Below are 16,230 nucleotides of genomic sequence, written 5' to 3'. Positions count from 1 at the left end.
TTACCTTTTTCATAGTCCCTTATTTTGATAGAATCAATCTTAATCCAACTTTTCGATCAACTCATCCGTATAGGTATAAAACGTGCCATACGCCTCTTCCGTAATCAGCTCTTCCTCCAGCTGGTGATCGAGCAAGGCTTTAAACCCTTCCATATGGTTGCTGACTTTTTCCGCTTCTTCTTGTTCTTCAAAATGGCTCACAGCCGTTAGATGGAGCGTTAAAGCATGAGAAGCTTCCTCGTTTTCGAAGGCTCCTTCATCTTCATATTGTTCCACAAGCGCTTCCATACTTGCCGCACTTACTCCAACTCCGCGTTCGACTGATACTGCTTGCTCTTCATCCGTCTCGGAGGTAGCCGAGAACGTGAGATCAGAAGGAAGTTGTTCATTTTCCGGAAGTTCTACATAGACCGGAACATCAACCGTTTCCCCAGCCTCTACTTCAATGACTTCATGCTCCAGCATGTAATCCCAATCTTTTTCCATGTCGAGATCAAGACGGACGAGATCTGTTTCTTCTCCGCTGTTTGTCACACTAAAATTATACTCTGCTACGCGCCCTGGCTCAGCATGTTCAACCGTACTAGTGTCAACGTCTACGCCACGTTCATATGGCCCGCCTTCATCCATGTGCCGGACTGCTGTGCGATAGGACAGGGCTCCGTCTTCATCTTCGTTTTTATCCAACACATAAAAATGGAGACGATTATCTTCGTCGGTATACTCGCTGACAACACCATCCGCGGTTCCTGCTTTAAAGAGCGCATCCGCGAGTTGTTGGTAATCCCCTTTAGAGAGCATTTGCGTTGTGCCGTCCGGTCTTTCAAAATCCACTTCGTCGATATCTTCAGGATGTGCGTCAATGGCCCATATGAAAGGCGCCTGCTCTTCGTCCTTCGTTTTCGCCAGCAGTACACCGGCATCCGGTTGGAAAGAGTCAAAGCCGACCTGATCCACAACCTCAATCGTGTAGTTATCATACCAATCCTCGCCGGCCTGCATGTCTGCCCGCCAGTCATCCTCCAAATCGTTTCTCGGCGTTTTATCTTCGTCCATGGTGACATTAATGCCATGCAGCTTATCATGCTCAAATTCCGAACCGGATGGCACTGCCCGCGCTAAAATATCTTCGAATACCGGTCCTTCCTCTGCGAGATCGTCACGATCAACCTCCAGGTAATCTTCCCCTTCCGTTACGAAATCCTGCTTTATCTTATTCCTGAGCATGTGGTGGGAAGGAGCGCTCGAACCTTCCGTTGCCGGAATCATCCACCGAGTGTGCGGACCGCCGGGGCCATTGAAAGCTCCACGGCTCATAAGTTCCCAAGGACCCGAGTAGGACCTTGAAACAGGGTCGGCATAAGGGTTGTTGTAATTATCACCAAGACCTTCAATATGCCCAAATTCATGAGCGAACACGGATTGCCCGCTATTTTCAGCCTGAACGGATCCCCCGGCGTATGCGTGAGACCAGATACTTCTGGCCGCAAACCATGATGTCCAATCAACATAGCGAGTGTTCGCCCAGTTAGGATGGTCTTCATACGGAGATCCGAATTCATCCGGAACGTCCTCAGGCCCTTCAAACATCATTTCTCCAAATTCCTGCCAAAGCGAAGATTCATCATACCCCGAATGGACGATAAATTCGAAGTCATAATCAACACCGGAATTTTCAATATCCTCTTGAGCTGCCTCTTGCGCATCAGGGACAAGATCTTGAGCCTCATAACCTTCAGGCATGTATTCCTGCTGGTCAAACTCGTTGAGCCCGTACTGGAATTCGTTGTGTTCCATCGTATAAGGCCCAAAGGCATCCAGTTCTACGCCCCAATCCCCATAAGAATTTTCCATCCAAAATTCATCAACTGTTCGATGGTTATTGAGTTCTTGCGGTGTATTAAGGAAATCTTCCCACCATTCACCGAGTTCTTCCTCCGGAACCTCGCTGGCATCAATCGGATTCCCGGCCGGATCGGATCCTTCCGGCTGAGACAAAATAAATTCCTGATCCGGGAAATCAACGAGAATGATAGCCCCTCTAATTTCCCGGTCCGGTTCAATGTCTGTGTCTTGCCAATCTATCCCCGGCACCGGTTCATAATCGTCCCACGTCATGTCCCTGGGCAAAACCCACGACTCTTCATCTACGGGGGGCGGAAATTCTGAAAGGCCTGACTCATTCGCATTTGCGATTGACCCTTCTTGGAACACGGTAGAGGTGATAAATGGAAGGGAAATGAAAAAAATAAGCGATCGTTTTCCCAGTTTCATAGAATCATGATCCTCTCCTATCGTTTTTCTTATGTTTTCTAGAAAAAAGGGCTGACCGAAAACGAATGTTCATGGGTCAGCTCTTAGTTGTTGGTTACTGCTCATCACCTTCGGTTTGTGTAGCTGTAAATGTCCACTCCATCTCTAAAGCGTCACCCTGGAATTGGTTCATGTCCGCCTCATCGTCGCTTATGAAGTTAAACTGTACGACGAGGTCGTGGGACTCATCGACCGGCAGCCCATCATCGCCGAGTTCCGGATAGAACACGTGCTCACTGATCGTTTCCGGTTCCATGTCCTGGAGCTCACTCAATGTCGTCTGGAAAATGACTTCATCCAAATTGTCGGCGTTATACAAAAATTCCACTTCGATAAATTCCCCGAAATCATCTGTATTATTGCCTTCTGCATCAATCACCGTGTAGTCGGTCTCCAGCGTCACCGTATCAATATCCAATGATCCATTGTTTTGCAATTCAAAATCACGAATCATCGCGTCGCCGGGTTGCAAGTTGTCCACGTCAATGATTTCCGTCGGCTCCGCTTCCAAATCAAGGGTTCCGGCCGCGAACGTATTGTTCGTTTCAACACTGTCGCTAAAGTACGCGAACGTACCACCTCCGACTAATGTCAAACCGAGAACGGCTGTCGTCACACCCATGCCTAACTGTTTTCTGATCCCCATTTTGAATGCCTCCCATTAAAAATTTTGATATTTGTGAACGCCCTATAAAGGCGATAACACCATGTTTTATTGCCATTCATCGATGAGCACGTCCGCCTCATTCGTCAGCACGTGATAGGCGTGACCGGAGATCAACGCGTGTTCATGCTTTTGCTCTAGCAAGTCTTGAAAACCTCCCAAGTGTCGGGCTGCTTTTCCATCTCTCCTTGGGATTCATAATGGCCGACTGCCGTCACATGAAGACCCAGCGCACGTGCCGTTTCATCGTCTTCGAATGAACCTTCTTCGTCGTAATGCCCGGTAAGCGCCTGCTTATTTTCAACACCGGCATCAACATAAAAGATCGTTGTTTCCACCATTCTCTGTTTCCGCTTCAAAGGTGACAACCTGGAAACGTTCTTGACAAGCAGCTCGTCCACTTTTTTTAGACCTCTCGCTTCTCCTCTCGTTTTACTGCTCCTCACCTTCGGTTTGTGTGGCTGTAAACGTCCACCTAGTTCTAAAGAATAGCCTTGGAATTGGTTCAAGTCTTCTTCAACGTCGCTCAAGAAGTTAAACTGTACGACTAGGTCGTGGGATTCATCGACGGGTAAGCCGTCATTGTCCAACTCCGGATAGAAGACATGCTCACTGATCGCTTCCGGTTGTCCTGGAGTTCATTTAATGTCGTTTGGAAAATTACCTCGTCCAAATTGTCGGTGTTATACAAAAATTCTACCTCGATAAACTATCCGAAATCGTCCGTATTATCACCTTCCGCATCAATCACCGTATAGTCGGTTTCCAACGTTACCGAGTCAATGTCCAAGGACCCGTTGTTCTGCAGTTCAAAACGCGGCTGATGGCGAACCGAATGTCTTGGATATGAATTAAAAACGGTTACCCTCCTATAACTTTTTTACAAGTATTTCAATACTTTGGATATATATTCAAAATATTACCATTGTGACATAATATTGAAAAATAACCTGAAGTTATATATTTATAACTATTTATTATTTTATTTAATAATAGTTCATTTCTATCATTTTTTTTATGGGTCTTATCGATCTCTTTTCTATCACTTTTCTAAACCCAATTTCATAATTATCCTATTTTTTGGATGTGTCTATGTTACTCTTTTTATTTTTTATATTTTTACGAATCTTTTTGGAATAGGGATTAGCTTGTTTTTCTTTCATATTTTTATATATTTTCCCAAAAAAGGAGGAAGTGACTATCCCAAAATTCAAGTAATATATGTAAAATATATTACTTGAAGGGATTAAATGTTAAAGTATAGGCTTCGATTTGGAATAACCCTTTTATGTAGTACATTAATAGTCTCTTTATTGGCACCAACCGTTAATGGTGAGGAGAAAAGTGAACCTAGTGGTGTGAAATCCTTTCCCTGCTGGCGGATCTTGAAAAAGGTCTCAGTGATCGAATAGATCCGAACATTGGACATGCGTTCTATCATCGACACAAACGACGATACTAGATTGCAATCCTAAACATGTACGGCATCGGCATGGAAGGCGAGCGAAGAGGAGCGAGACTGCCGAAAGAAGGACATCATCGGCATGAAATGAGGCCACGAGGCGTGTGCGCAAGTCGAAGTATGCACGACATCGGCATGGAAAGAGGGCAACGAGGAGGGAATATGTCGAAGGGTAGGAAACATCGGCATAAAAAGAGAGCAACGCTGTGCTGGGAAGCCGAAGCAAGCACGGGAACGTACCAGACCTTTTATTCATTTAGTTCCCTTCCACTGCTTTTCCACGATTCAATCGTTGCTGTCTCGAAATCTCCTCGATGCCTTTCTTTGTTCTGTTCGCTTCTTGGATCAATTCGTCGTGAGACATACCAAAATGTTTGAAGGTTCAACGACGACGTCCATGGCTAGATCAGCCCCAGGGCTTCGCGCATCTCCTACGCTGTATCGTTTATCCGTCGAAAACGCTGCGATATCAGCCATAAAATTCCTTTTAGAACATGTGCTTCAAACGTTTATATAATATGGAGCAACAATCCCAGGTATTTTTTAAAACGATTCTCTGATGACAAATCAACATGGGGAACAAACGTTTGTACGCTTGCTGCTCTGCTTTGAACGCATAGGGAAGGAATTTCAGGTACGTTGTACGAGGTCTCATATGACCGGTAGTGGCGGTGCCGTGGCTTCTGAAGATGCGCATGCTTCGGAAGCAGGGATGACGATTCTTGAACCAGGGGGGAATGCGGTTGACGCAGCAGTGGCTGTAGCTGCGACATCAAGGAGTGACAAGGCCTTACTCCGGCGGCATTGGCGGCGGTGGAATGATGCTCATCCATTTGGAGGACGCTTTGATAGAGAAGTGGCAATAAGTTCAACAATGACAAAATCATAGATAAGATAAAATAAACCACATCTCCCTTTTAAGGTGTGGTTTATTTTACACTTACATATATCAGCCGAAACGAAGCCTTTATCAGCCAACTGTATTATCTAGCTTCTACACACGATCCCCCCTGACATATAGCAAGGGGGAGGGAACGTTAGTCCAGAACGGTAACTTCAACATCCTGGCGTCCAAACTGTAAGGCTTCGTCTTCAGTTGGGACATGAAGGTCGATTTTTTCGCCATTGATGCCACCGCCGGTGTCACCTGCAACAGCTTCGCCATAGCCTTCGACATGGACGGTGGATCCAAGTGGAATGATATTAGGGTCGACTGCAATAACGTTTGCGTCACGGTTGTTATTCAAGTCAATACCTGTTGCTGTTTCCCCGGTGCAACCGGCACAGTCAGCAGTGTATGCCGTGGCTTCCATTGTAAACGTTTCGCCTTCCGCATCTGATGATGATCCATCGTCTGAGGCAGAAGCTTCTCCATTTGTTTCTTCCGTTGCTTCTGCGGATTCAGTTGCTTCTGTTTCTTCTTCTACTGCCACTTCTGCGGATTCAGTAGTCTTTGTTTCTTTTTCTACTGCCACTTCTGCGGATTCAGTAGTCTCTGTTTCTTCTTCTACTGCCGCTGCGCCCTCTTCAGTAGCTTCTTCTTCCGTAGCTTCATCCTCTGGAACGTCCTCTTCTACTGCTTCGGAGCTTTCGTAGTATAGAACTCCGAACGTGTCAGGACCGGCCAATCCATCAACTGCAATGTCAGCATCGGATTGGAACGATTTAACGGAATCACGTGTCTCGTCGTCAAAATATCCGTCTAAAGAACCGTTATAATAACCGGTTTCTTGTAATGTTTCTTGCAAATCAGTAACTAGTGAATTTTCGTCACCTTGTTCCAGCACTTTCAATGCTCCGAGGGTTTGTACACCCGCCAAGCCATCTGCAAGTAATTGCTGGTCTTTTTGATAATTCGTAACGGCATCGGTTGTTGCATTGTCATAAGCGCCGCTGGCATCCTCTTGTTGCATATATCCTTCTTCAATGAGTAGGTCCTGTAACTGTTCGACGTGACTATTCTCTATGCCATCGGTAAGCAATTCGCCTCCGAAATCACTAGCATCAGCGGCTATCGGTCCGGCCAAAAAAACAAACCCTGCGGCTACAGCAGACAGGCCATAGTTCTTTAGCCTGTTTGTCGCTTGCAGCTTTAGCACAAATCAACGCCTCCTCTTGGTAATTTGGGCGAACATCTTTCAATCACCCAAAGAGAAGCCTAACAAGCTGAGAAAGTGGGGACAAGGGGAAAGCGACATATTTAAACAAAATGCAAAGGAATTGTAATAGAGGAAATACCAGGTCATATTTCCGTATTTTGTTTGCAACTTATTAGAAAAACTTGACTATATAGATCAAAGTCTTTTCTTGCTCTATCATCCGAAAATCTATCCTTTATATGTAAAAACCTCTTTTTCTGTTAATATTTTTCCTTTATAATTAGGGTACTGTACTTACCCAAATAAGTGCAGTACCTCTTGGTTATGGTGAGCTCGCAAACTTCATTGCAGTGAAGATGCGGGCTCACTTTGATGCGCTTTCCCAAAACCCTTTAAACCTCTCTCATCCAAGCAACGCTTCCACTTCGGTTACATGAAACGTCATCACCCATTCCTGAAGCTCCACCCCATCCACCTTCCATGTATCCAATCGCAAATAATGAGGATTCAGTTTTTCATAAAACGGAAAGGAAGGGTTATCGACGAGGGCAACAGTCAAAAATGTTTCCCATCCTTTCTCGCGAAAGTTCGCGAGCACATGTCGCAGGAGCGCGCGACCGATGCCATGTTGTTGGTCGTTTTCGTGAATATAAATGGCGTTTAATTCCCCATCCACCGGTTCTTTTTCATCAGCCTGATCGCAGATGGCAAAACCGACAATCTCTGACTCATCATTAACAGCAACGAGTCCGTAGTTAGATTTTCCGGGGTATTCATGAAGGATGGTTTCCCATTTTTGTTCTTGCTCGCCTACTTGTAAACGTTCCAAATAACCTTGGGGAACGATGCCTTGATAAGTCGTATTCCAGCTATCCACATGTACATACGCAATACCGTATGCATCCCCTTCTTTCATCTCGCGAATCATATAAGCCATATAAACCTCCTACGTTAGTACAGAGTGATCGAATTATCCAGTCACACCCAAGGGTAACATCGAAAAAGCATGAGCGTTCCCTCGTTTGGCCGTATGGATGCTTCTTATGGACAATTGTTGCCGGTCCGCCGATACCGTTATACGGCTGCTGTACGGGCAATGACCCGACGAACAATATCATTTCCAGAGGAGACCACTTATTTCAGCCGTCCTACACTATTTTTCGTTCGCTAACCGCTTTGTTGCCCCAAGCAACACATTCGCCCCTTTTTCTATGTCAGCACCACTCGTATATTCCTCTTCGTGATGGCTTTTTCCGTTGGCGCTCGGTACGAAAATCATGGCCGTTTCTGCAATCCGGCTCATATTTTTGGCATCATGGGAAGCACCGCTGTAAAATTGTTCCGCTTCATATCCATGCGATGCCGTTTCTTCTAAAAGGATGTGTTGGATCCTTTCGGGAAAATGAACGGTTTCCGCTTGATAATCCGTTTCCAGCGCAAAATCGACGCCATACATTTTCGATGTATCGGATATAATTTTGCGAATAGCCATCGGGACCCCTTTTCGCATATGGTCATCGGGGTGGCGCATATCAATGGTGAAAGTAACATCGCTTGGAACAACATTTGGAGAGCTCGGCGCAACTTGCAACGTGCCAACGGTAATTACCAAATCCTCGACCGACGCTGCGTACTTGGATAAAGCGGTGACCATGGAAGAGGCTGCAACGAGTGCATCTTTACGTCCGGACATGGGGATCGTTCCCGCGTGATCCGCTTCTCCTTTGATATGCACCGTCATCCAGGCCAAGCCTTGAATCCCCTGGACGACGCCAATGCTTTTTTGTTTTTGTTCAAGCACTGGCCCTTGTTCAATATGTAATTCCATGAATGCATGTGCATCTCTTAAGCGATGGCCTTCTTCGCCTTGGTAACCGGATTCGTGTAGCGCTGTTTCAAAGCGTGTTCCCTCGGCATCCACCGTGTCATAGACGCTGGATTTCGAATAATCTCCAATCACAGCCCCGGAACCGAGCAAAGGAGGCGTGAAACGTGCCCCTTCTTCATTCGTAAAATTAACGATTACGATTGGCCGCTCTGTTTTTATGCCCTCATCATTCAGCGTGCGAATCACTTCCAATGCCGTGAGCACACCGATGATGCCGTCGTATTTCCCGCCGTATGGTTGGGTGTCCAAGTGCGACCCGATCACGACAGGTGAAAGGTCAGGATTTGTACCTTCGCGCCGCCCGTACATGTTTCCGAAATCATCGACGGTAACCTGAAGCCTTGCCGTCTCCAGCCAATGAACGAACGTAGCGCGCATTTCCATGTCTTCATTCGAGAGGGTGAGTCGATGCAATCCGGCGTTTTCCGTCGCACCGATCGCCGCACTCGTATTGATCGTTTCCATGAGCCGTTTCGAATTAATCATCATTTTTTTCCCTACTCCCTTTCCTATTTCTATTAACGATAGTATCTCAGTTGTTCGTGTAGATGTGAAGCCATCGTAATCCCCTAAGTTTATTGGTATACTTTTAAGATCAGTGATTATAAAGGAAGTCCTTACGATGCGTTCAAACAATCTAACAAAAAGACAGCGACGTTTGATCGTCGCGATTACCCTTTCCGGTTCTTTTTTATCCGTTCTCATGCAGTTTTTACTTATTACAGCGTTCCCTATAATCATGGTTGAATTCAACGTGAACGCAAGTGAAGTTCAGTGGTTAACGACAAGTTATATGTTAACGATTGCCATTCTTATTCCAATGACGGCATTTTTGATCGATACGTTTAAAACAAGAACATTAATGATGGGTGCAATGTTTTTGTTTTTCATAGGAACATTGATCGGGTTGCTTGCGCCAACGTTTGAAATGTTGCTCGTTGGGCGCATTTTTCAAGGCGCCGGTTCCGGCATGCTGATGCCGCTCATGCAAACGTTGCTTTTATTGATTTATCCACGGGAAAAACGGGGATTTGCGATGGGAATGGCGGGGCTCGTCATCAACGTTGCACCCGCGATCGGCCCGCCTATCTCCGGGGTTATTATCAACGCTTTCGAGTGGCGTGCGATTTTCTTGTTAACGCTTTTGATTGCTGCGGCAATCATGCTTCTCATGTTTCTGTTTATGCGTAATATCACAGAAAGAAGAGAATCAAAGATTGATATTCTTTCTGTTCTATTATCAACCGTCGGTTTTGGTGGCGTTCTTTATGGATTCAATACAGAAGGAATCGCTATGATTGTCATTGGGGGGATAACCCTATCCTTGTTCGTCATTCGCCAGTTCCGGCTGGAACAGCCGATCCTGGAATTGCGTGTGCTCAAAGCGCCTATATTTGCCCTGGTTGCGATGATTTCCATTCTTTCTTTTAGTCTATTAATATCGATTGAAACCATCCTGCCAATGTATGTGCAGAACGTTCAGGAACGCCCTGCATTGGACGCGGGGGTGATCGTATTTCCGGGAGCGATGACCCTCGCGGTTATGTCGCTCCTGGCAGGGCAGCTGTTCGACAAATACGGCGGGAAACGCATGGCGGGGATCGGTTTTATTCTGATTACAACGTCTTCGCTAAGTTATTTTTTCCTGCTTGATGTTGATACTTCCCTCGTGTTGGTAGCATTATTGTTCATGTTCGCCATGGGAGGCGTTGCGCTCATTAACATGCCGATTATGACGACGGGCATCAATGCATTGCCCGATTCTTTGGTCGCCCATGGCACGGCAATTATCAATACAGCCCGCCAATTCGGGGGGGCGCTCGGTTTAACATTTATTATTTCGTTCATCAGCCGGCAAGCTGCGGAAGATGGCTCCGCAGATGCACTGAACTTTTTGATTGGCGTGGCCCATGCCTTTTTTGTTGCCTTTTTGTTTGCGCTTGTAGGTTTGCTGCTTTCTTTCCTGCTAAAAAAAGAATAACGCCAATTTACGCGTCGTTCACTTTTTTCACCCTGCCGACTTGACCATCCATCAATTTCACTTTAATGCCATGGGGGTGTGTCGGGGCATTTGTTAAAATCTCCTTCACGGTTCCCTTGGTTCTTTTTCCCGTTCTTTGGTCTTTTTTTAGCACGATTTCGACGTCAGCGCCGGTGTGGATGTTAGCTCGTTGTTGTCCATCAGTCATTGTTGGACACCTTCCTTTCTATTTCTCAGTTTATGGGAATTTTGTGTAACAAGTATAGCAGAATACAACACTAGCGCGATGCCGATAACTTGCCAGAACATGAGAGACTCTCCCAGGAAAAGCACACCAGTGATGACCGCCACCATCGGCTCAACAGTCGCCAAGATGGATGCCTTGCTTGCCTCGATATGTTTCAAGCCCGTCGTATAAAGCAAATAACCGAGAACCGTCGAGACGATTGCGAGTAAAAACGCGGATATCCAAACATCCGGATACACGAACGCATCTAATTTTCCCCACACACCGCTCGTCAAAAGCATAAAAATTCCGGCGTAGAAAAACGTATACGTCGTAATCGTAAACGCGGAGTACCGGTCGGCAACCGCTTTACCGAAGATGCTGTAGAGCGCGTAACAAAAGCCGGACAAAATCCCCATAACGAGCACTTGAAGCGGCACCTGTGCTTCCCAAAACGGCAACAGTCCGACGACGAAGGCGCAACCGATAATCGCCAAAAACAACGCGAGCATTTTCCGGAACGTAAACGGCTCTTTAAAAAAAAGACGGGACAACACCGTGACAAACAACGGTCCTGTATACAACAAAGTGACTGCCAGCGATAACGAGGATTGTGCAAACACTTCAAAATAAAAGAAATTAAAAAAAGCCATGCTCAAAATCCCTGCCCCGGCGAAGAACAAATGATCACGAAAATAAGTACGCAATTGCGGCCGAAAAAAACGAAGCATCAATAAAAAAAGAAAAACACAGGAAAGGACCGCGCGAATCGCAACCACATCCCAAGCCGTGAATCCTCGCGCATAAAGAGGGGCAACAAACATACCAATCAGTCCCCACGCGGCAGCTCCCAACAGCACACAAAGGTATGCCTTTGCTCTGGACATTTTTTCTCCCTCGATTCATAGAACTACGAACACCTTCCATTTACTTTAACATATTTTTATCCATTAAAATGAAATCGGCCGCTTCTTTTGAAGCGACCAATGGCCTTTACCTTAAACGTTCACGGCTTCTTTTAATCGTTTGCCCGGTTTGAACGCGGGGGCGTGGCTTGCGGCGACTTGAATTTCTTCGCCAGTGCGCGGATTGCGAACTTTTCTCGCCTCGCGCCTCCTCGTTTCAAACTGTCCGAAGCCAATCAGTTGAACACGCTCGCCCGTTTGCAAATTTTCCGTGATGGCATCAAACGTGGCGTTCACCGCGACTTCAGCCTGCTTTTTTGTAAGGTCGCTTTTATTGGCAACAACGTTTACCAAATCTGATTTGTTCATGGTAAATCCTCCCATACGTTTAGGTTAATCATAGTTTGGGAGATCTAGCAGACATTTATACATGGTTGGCGAATTTTTCCTGTTATGCAGGGCTTATTTGGAGCTTGACCGGGCCATATTTCTTTTCATCATTGCTGACGTGATTCTTAACATTGATTTTCGGGAAAAAATTCTCGGCGATAATGAAATGAGATAATTGAGCTTTCCATCTACGACATAATTCTTCCCTTTGTTTAATGCCTTATAGCTTGTATGAACCACTTGGCGGGTCGTTCGCATCCCGCCTGCTGTAATCGTATCAGGGGCTGAATCAAAAAAATCAGTTTCAGTAGTGCCGGGACAAACCGCCAAGAACCGTATGCCCTTACCCCGATACTCCTTATGCAAACTTTCGCTAAAAGATAACACAAAGGCTTTCGTCGCTGCATACACACTCATGTAAGGAATGGGCAAAAAGGAAGAGGTTGATGCAATATTGATAATGGCTCCCGAACCCCTGTTTTCCATATCGGGAAGAAACTTTTGTGTCATGTTCACAACCGCGTTCACATTAAGCATCACTTGTTTATGTGTATCCGTTTCGGAGCTGCCCAAAAAGTTACCCGTTGTCCCAAAGCCGGCGTTGTTGATCAACATATCAACGGTAAGGTTTTTTTCCGTTACTTTTTCATATACATGTGTGGCAGCCCATTCTTCGCTCAAGTCTTGGACGATCACGGTTGCATCTACGATATATCGCTCTTGAAGATCCGCAGCTAACTCATCTAACTTGCTTTTTGAACGGGAAACGAGAATCATATTATATCCTTTTTCCGCGAGATAATAGGAATATTCCCGGCCGATCCCATTTGACGCTCCGGTGATTAACGCTGTTTCTTTCCGCAACCTGTAACACCTGCCAATTTTTGTTAGGTTAAGCCTACAAGGCTTCTCAAGCGTTTTCAAGTTTGGTCGGTATGAAGGCTGGCATCAAGCCAGGCTCGGGTGCTATGAAGCTCCCATGGCGACTGTTTTGCTGGAATTTTATCAATTTCGGGCGTCATATAGTTCCCATGGCGACCGGTTCGACACGATCATCCCGGATTCGAACTCCATGAACCGTAGGCATCACTGCCCAGCCGATATTCCTCTCCAAAAAACGTCCCACGAACCTTCAAAACGCTCGCGAAATTCTTCCCCCCCATAGATAATGCTTTCCGTAAATAACCCATCCATTAAGCAATAAAAAGATGCTCTGAATACAGAGAAACGTAAATCACGAACTTCCCCTTCACTTTCCGCTTGTTCATAAACCTTTTTCAAAAGCTGATCAATGGTTTGATCCCCGTTTTGAACCAACGCTTGTAAATCCACTTTAAGATCTAACGGTGGAAACAACAATAAACGCCTATAAATCAAGCCTTCGTGTTCCTGAATAATAAAGGATGTACTTTCCGCTAACACTAGATATAAACGCCTTCCAATTTCTTCATCTTTGTGCGTTTCCCAACTGTCTTCCATGACGTCCAACATTTCATTCAAGACTTTTTCAGCGACGGTTAAAAACAGTTCAGCTTTTCCGGAAAAATGATTGTACAGGGACGGTTTTTGAATTCCGACCAAATCTGAAATTTGGGAAAGTGTTGTACCTTCATAGCCACGGGTAGCAAATGATGAAAGTGCCGACTGGATAATTTTCCCCCTCGTATCTTTTGCCATTTTGCCCTCCCCTTTACAGCTCATCGATTGCCATATGTGTGAGCTCATGTTAAACTAACTACCGTTCGTTAGTATTTGTGTTTATCATGATTTTACCAAAAATAGAGGTGTTTGCAAATGAATGGACAATGGCTTCTCGTTGTCATTGCCGCTATTTTTGAAGTGGGCTGGGCAACAGGACTTAAATATGCGAATGATCTTACGACGTGGTCCTTAACGGTTATTGCTATTATTGTTAGTTTCGGGTTGCTGATCAAATCAGCGATGGCTCTTCCTACAAGCACCGTGTACGCCGTCTTTGTCGGTTTGGGAACGATCGGTACTGTCCTTGTGGATATCATCTTTTTCGCCGCGCCTATCAATGGTTGGATGCTCTTTTTTGTCGCGCTGCTTCTGGTGGGTGTAATCGGACTAAAAATGGTCACCGGTGAAAAGGAACCGAGGAGGGCATATTCATGAGTTGGATTGCACTTATTATTGCAGGGCTCTTTGAAGTCGTCGGTGTGACCGGCATCCAAATGATTACGAACGGAAACAAAAGATCAGGTTTTACTGTTCTGCTCGTTGGATTCGTTATTAGCTTTACGTTACTCTCTATCGCGATGGAAGTTATCCCGTTAGGCATCGCTTACGCGGTATGGACAGGAATCGGCACCGTCGGAAGTGCCCTCGTCGGTATGATTTTCTACAATGAATCGAAGGATCGTCTGCGATTGGTTTTCATCGGACTCGTGATTATTGCCATTGTCGGATTACGTCTCGTTTCATAATTATTTCCCGGGAAATCACTTATCTCGAGCTTTCCGCCCTTCTTTTGTCATGACGACAATCAGTCCCAAGGTCATTAATAACATCACGACGGAAAAAGGCAAAGCAGCGATAATTAAAGCATTTTCCAATGCCTGTAAGCCCCCGGAGTAGAGCAATACGAGAGCGGTAACGGATAACAATGCGCCCCAGACTAATTTTACACGAGATGGCGGTGTATCGGATCCGTTGGTGGTAAACATTCCGAGCACAAGCGTCGCGGAATCTGCCGACGTAATGAAAAAGATGATGAGCATCGCCATTGCCAATATCGATAACAGCATCCCGAAGTCCACGTTCATAAACGTGCCAAATAACACAAGTTCTTCCGATAATGATGCCAAATCCACACCACTGTGTTCCAAACTGATGGCCGACCCGCCAAAAACGGTAAACCATATAAATACGATTACCGATGGCACGAGTAAAACCGCAAAAATGAATTCACGTACACTTCGTCCTCGGGAGACCCGTGCGATAAACGTTCCCACAAACGGTGCCCAAGCAATCCACCACGCCCAATAAAAGAGCGTCCAACTATTGATCCACTCCCTGATCTCGTCATCAAAAGGCGCAATGCGAAAACTCATTCGCGGTAATGTTTGGATATAATTCCCAAGTGTATCAGTGAAAAGGTTTAAGTTAAAGACCGTCGGGCCAATGAACAACATAAGGATAAACAGCACTGCCGCGATTAGCATATTTGTATTGCTTAAGATACGAATGCCTTTTGCTAACCCCGTCCATGCCGAAATCATAAAGAGAACGGTAATAATGACCACAATAATTACTTGGGTGAGGAAATTGGAAGGAATGCCAAATAAATAGGATAAGCCGCCATTTAATTGTGTTGCGCCAAATCCAAGAGACGTTGCGACACCAGTAACCGTTGCGATCACCGCGATGATATCGATGATCTTGCCTACCACACCATTCACCGCGTTCCGAAAGATTGGCTGTACGGTCGAACTGAGTAGTGCAGGATGGTCGTTTCGGAAATGATAAAAGGCCAATGCCAATGCAAGAATGCTATACACGCCCCATCCGTGTAATCCCCAATGGAAGAAGGTAAACGTTAACGCATTAGTTGCTGCTTCCGAAGTGCCAGTCTCCCCCGTTGGCGAATGTACGGCGTAATGGCTTAATGGTTCGTAAGCGCCAAAGAACACAAGGCCGATCCCCAACCCAGCGCTAAATAACATCGTAATCCAGGAAACCCGACCAAATTCAGGCTCCTCGTCAGGTTTTCCCAGTTTCAGCTTCCCTGCCGGACTGACGAGAAAATACAGGGTTGTAAGTAAAAATAGGGTTACTAGCAAAAGGTAATACCACCCGAACGTATCACTAATCAACCCCTGCAATCCCCCGGTAAAACGCTCTAATTGCTCAGGAAACAAAAAGCCGAATCCCACCAAGATTAAAATAACAAGCACTGAAAAGACTAACACGCCGTATTTTTTCATAAAGTATCCGCGATCCTTTCGGTGAAATCAAACGCTTCGCTTACCCATTACCTTCACCAATTTCGTGAGCAATATGAGTAAAAATTAGAAATGAACGGTAATTGCAGGGGAAGCACCGGATTTGAAACGGTCATGGAGCCCAAAAACTGGGATTATTCGTCAATATGGTCACCATGCTGGGTTCATGAAGCCCGAGCCAGGAAAAGTTGAGCTCCCAGCGTCGCTATGAAGCGTTCATGGCCCGAAATTTGAAAAAGTGAGTAGATCCAGTCGCCATGAGACGTCCATGACACCCGAAACTTGAAACGTTGTGCACTTAAAGTCGCCATGGCACGTTCATGAAGCCCGAATCGGG

The 16,230-nt window shown here is 45.7% G+C and carries 17 protein-coding genes and 1 pseudogene; 4 read left to right on the top strand and 14 right to left on the bottom strand.

Annotated features, from left to right (window positions below):
- Positions 1-39 precede the first annotated feature (39 nt).
- The 5 genes and pseudogenes from DT065_RS15760 to DT065_RS19620 all read right to left on the bottom strand — a co-directional run bounded on the left by DT065_RS15760 (position 40) and on the right by DT065_RS19620 (position 4,916).
- Positions 40-2,274 carry an FIMAH domain-containing protein gene (locus tag DT065_RS15760; RefSeq protein WP_114375013.1) on the bottom strand — a complete coding sequence of 745 codons (2,235 nt, stop codon included), beginning with the start codon at positions 2,272-2,274 and terminating at the stop codon, positions 40-42.
- Positions 2,275-2,368: 94 nt separating this feature from the next.
- The gene (locus DT065_RS15755; protein ID WP_114375012.1) at positions 2,369-2,959 is read right to left on the bottom strand and encodes a TasA family protein; all 591 of its coding nucleotides are present in this window, start codon (positions 2,957-2,959) and stop codon (positions 2,369-2,371) included.
- 66 nt (positions 2,960-3,025) lie between these two features.
- On the bottom strand, positions 3,026-3,121 hold the full coding sequence (locus tag DT065_RS19950; RefSeq protein WP_418314560.1) for a hypothetical protein: 96 nt from the start codon (positions 3,119-3,121) through the stop codon (positions 3,026-3,028).
- A pseudogene (locus tag DT065_RS19765) lies at positions 3,115-3,746 on the bottom strand (TasA family protein). The gene DT065_RS19950 and the pseudogene DT065_RS19765 overlap by 7 nt, the downstream one beginning before the upstream one ends.
- A 1,038-nt stretch (positions 3,747-4,784) precedes the next feature.
- Positions 4,785-4,916 carry a hypothetical protein gene (locus DT065_RS19620; RefSeq protein WP_257791138.1) on the bottom strand — a complete coding sequence of 44 codons (132 nt, stop codon included), beginning with the start codon at positions 4,914-4,916 and terminating at the stop codon, positions 4,785-4,787.
- Positions 4,917-4,998: 82 nt separating this feature from the next.
- On the opposite strand from DT065_RS19620, the gene DT065_RS19395 reads away from it, so the two are divergent.
- Positions 4,999-5,328, top strand: a complete 330-nt coding sequence (locus DT065_RS19395) for a hypothetical protein (protein ID WP_227002638.1) — start codon at positions 4,999-5,001, stop codon at positions 5,326-5,328.
- Between the two features lie 148 nt (positions 5,329-5,476).
- On the opposite strand, the gene DT065_RS15735 is transcribed toward DT065_RS19395, so the two are convergent.
- From DT065_RS15735 to DT065_RS15725, 3 genes are all read right to left on the bottom strand, one after another.
- The gene (locus tag DT065_RS15735; protein ID WP_114375008.1) at positions 5,477-6,538 is read right to left on the bottom strand and encodes a peptidoglycan-binding protein; all 1,062 of its coding nucleotides are present in this window, start codon (positions 6,536-6,538) and stop codon (positions 5,477-5,479) included.
- A gap of 403 nt (positions 6,539-6,941) precedes the next feature.
- Positions 6,942-7,475: a GNAT family N-acetyltransferase gene (locus DT065_RS15730; RefSeq protein WP_114375007.1), complete on the bottom strand. Its 534-nt coding sequence runs from the start codon at positions 7,473-7,475 to the stop codon at positions 6,942-6,944.
- A 216-nt stretch (positions 7,476-7,691) separates the two neighbouring features.
- A complete protein-coding gene (locus tag DT065_RS15725) occupies positions 7,692-8,915 on the bottom strand; it encodes a M20 family metallo-hydrolase (protein WP_114375005.1) in 1,224 nt (407 codons plus the stop codon).
- A gap of 133 nt (positions 8,916-9,048) precedes the next feature.
- Between DT065_RS15725 and DT065_RS15720 the strand changes: the two genes are divergently transcribed.
- Complete coding sequence (locus DT065_RS15720) at positions 9,049-10,407, top strand: DHA2 family efflux MFS transporter permease subunit (protein ID WP_114375003.1); 1,359 nt, start codon at positions 9,049-9,051, stop codon at positions 10,405-10,407.
- A gap of 7 nt (positions 10,408-10,414) precedes the next feature.
- Here DT065_RS15720 and DT065_RS15715 read toward each other — a convergent pair whose 3' ends face one another.
- From DT065_RS15715 to DT065_RS15695, 5 genes are all read right to left on the bottom strand, one after another.
- A complete protein-coding gene (locus DT065_RS15715; protein ID WP_114375001.1) occupies positions 10,415-10,615 on the bottom strand; it encodes a YwbE family protein in 201 nt (66 codons plus the stop codon).
- Entirely contained in the window at positions 10,612-11,520 is a 909-nt protein-coding gene (locus DT065_RS15710; RefSeq protein WP_114375000.1) for a DMT family transporter, read from the bottom strand. The genes DT065_RS15715 and DT065_RS15710 overlap by 4 nt, the downstream gene beginning before the upstream one ends.
- 111 nt (positions 11,521-11,631) lie before the next feature.
- Positions 11,632-11,907, bottom strand: a complete 276-nt coding sequence (gene hbs / locus DT065_RS15705) for a non-specific DNA-binding protein Hbs (protein ID WP_114374998.1) — start codon at positions 11,905-11,907, stop codon at positions 11,632-11,634.
- Positions 11,908-12,000: 93 nt separating this feature from the next.
- Complete coding sequence (locus tag DT065_RS15700) at positions 12,001-12,792, bottom strand: SDR family NAD(P)-dependent oxidoreductase (RefSeq protein WP_160112599.1); 792 nt, start codon at positions 12,790-12,792, stop codon at positions 12,001-12,003.
- A gap of 222 nt (positions 12,793-13,014) precedes the next feature.
- Positions 13,015-13,605 carry a TetR/AcrR family transcriptional regulator gene (locus DT065_RS15695; protein ID WP_160112598.1) on the bottom strand — a complete coding sequence of 197 codons (591 nt, stop codon included), beginning with the start codon at positions 13,603-13,605 and terminating at the stop codon, positions 13,015-13,017.
- Between the two features lie 117 nt (positions 13,606-13,722).
- Between DT065_RS15695 and DT065_RS15690 the strand changes: the two genes are divergently transcribed.
- Complete coding sequence (locus tag DT065_RS15690) at positions 13,723-14,064, top strand: DMT family transporter (RefSeq protein ID WP_114374993.1); 342 nt, start codon at positions 13,723-13,725, stop codon at positions 14,062-14,064.
- Positions 14,061-14,375: a DMT family transporter gene (locus tag DT065_RS15685; protein ID WP_114374991.1), complete on the top strand. Its 315-nt coding sequence runs from the start codon at positions 14,061-14,063 to the stop codon at positions 14,373-14,375. Before DT065_RS15690 ends, DT065_RS15685 begins: the two co-directional genes overlap by 4 nt.
- Before the next feature lie 15 nt (positions 14,376-14,390).
- On the opposite strand, the gene DT065_RS15680 is transcribed toward DT065_RS15685, so the two are convergent.
- On the bottom strand, positions 14,391-15,875 hold the full coding sequence (locus DT065_RS15680; protein ID WP_114374989.1) for a BCCT family transporter: 1,485 nt from the start codon (positions 15,873-15,875) through the stop codon (positions 14,391-14,393).
- Between the last annotated feature and the right edge of the window lie 355 nt (positions 15,876-16,230).

Origin of the sequence: Salicibibacter kimchii, assembly GCF_003336365.1 — a bacterium.
GTDB classification, from domain to species: Bacteria; Bacillota; Bacilli; order Bacillales; family Marinococcaceae; genus Salicibibacter; species Salicibibacter kimchii.
The sequence above is the reverse complement of the archived record's forward strand: the minus strand, read 5'-3'. Positions and strand labels throughout refer to the sequence as shown.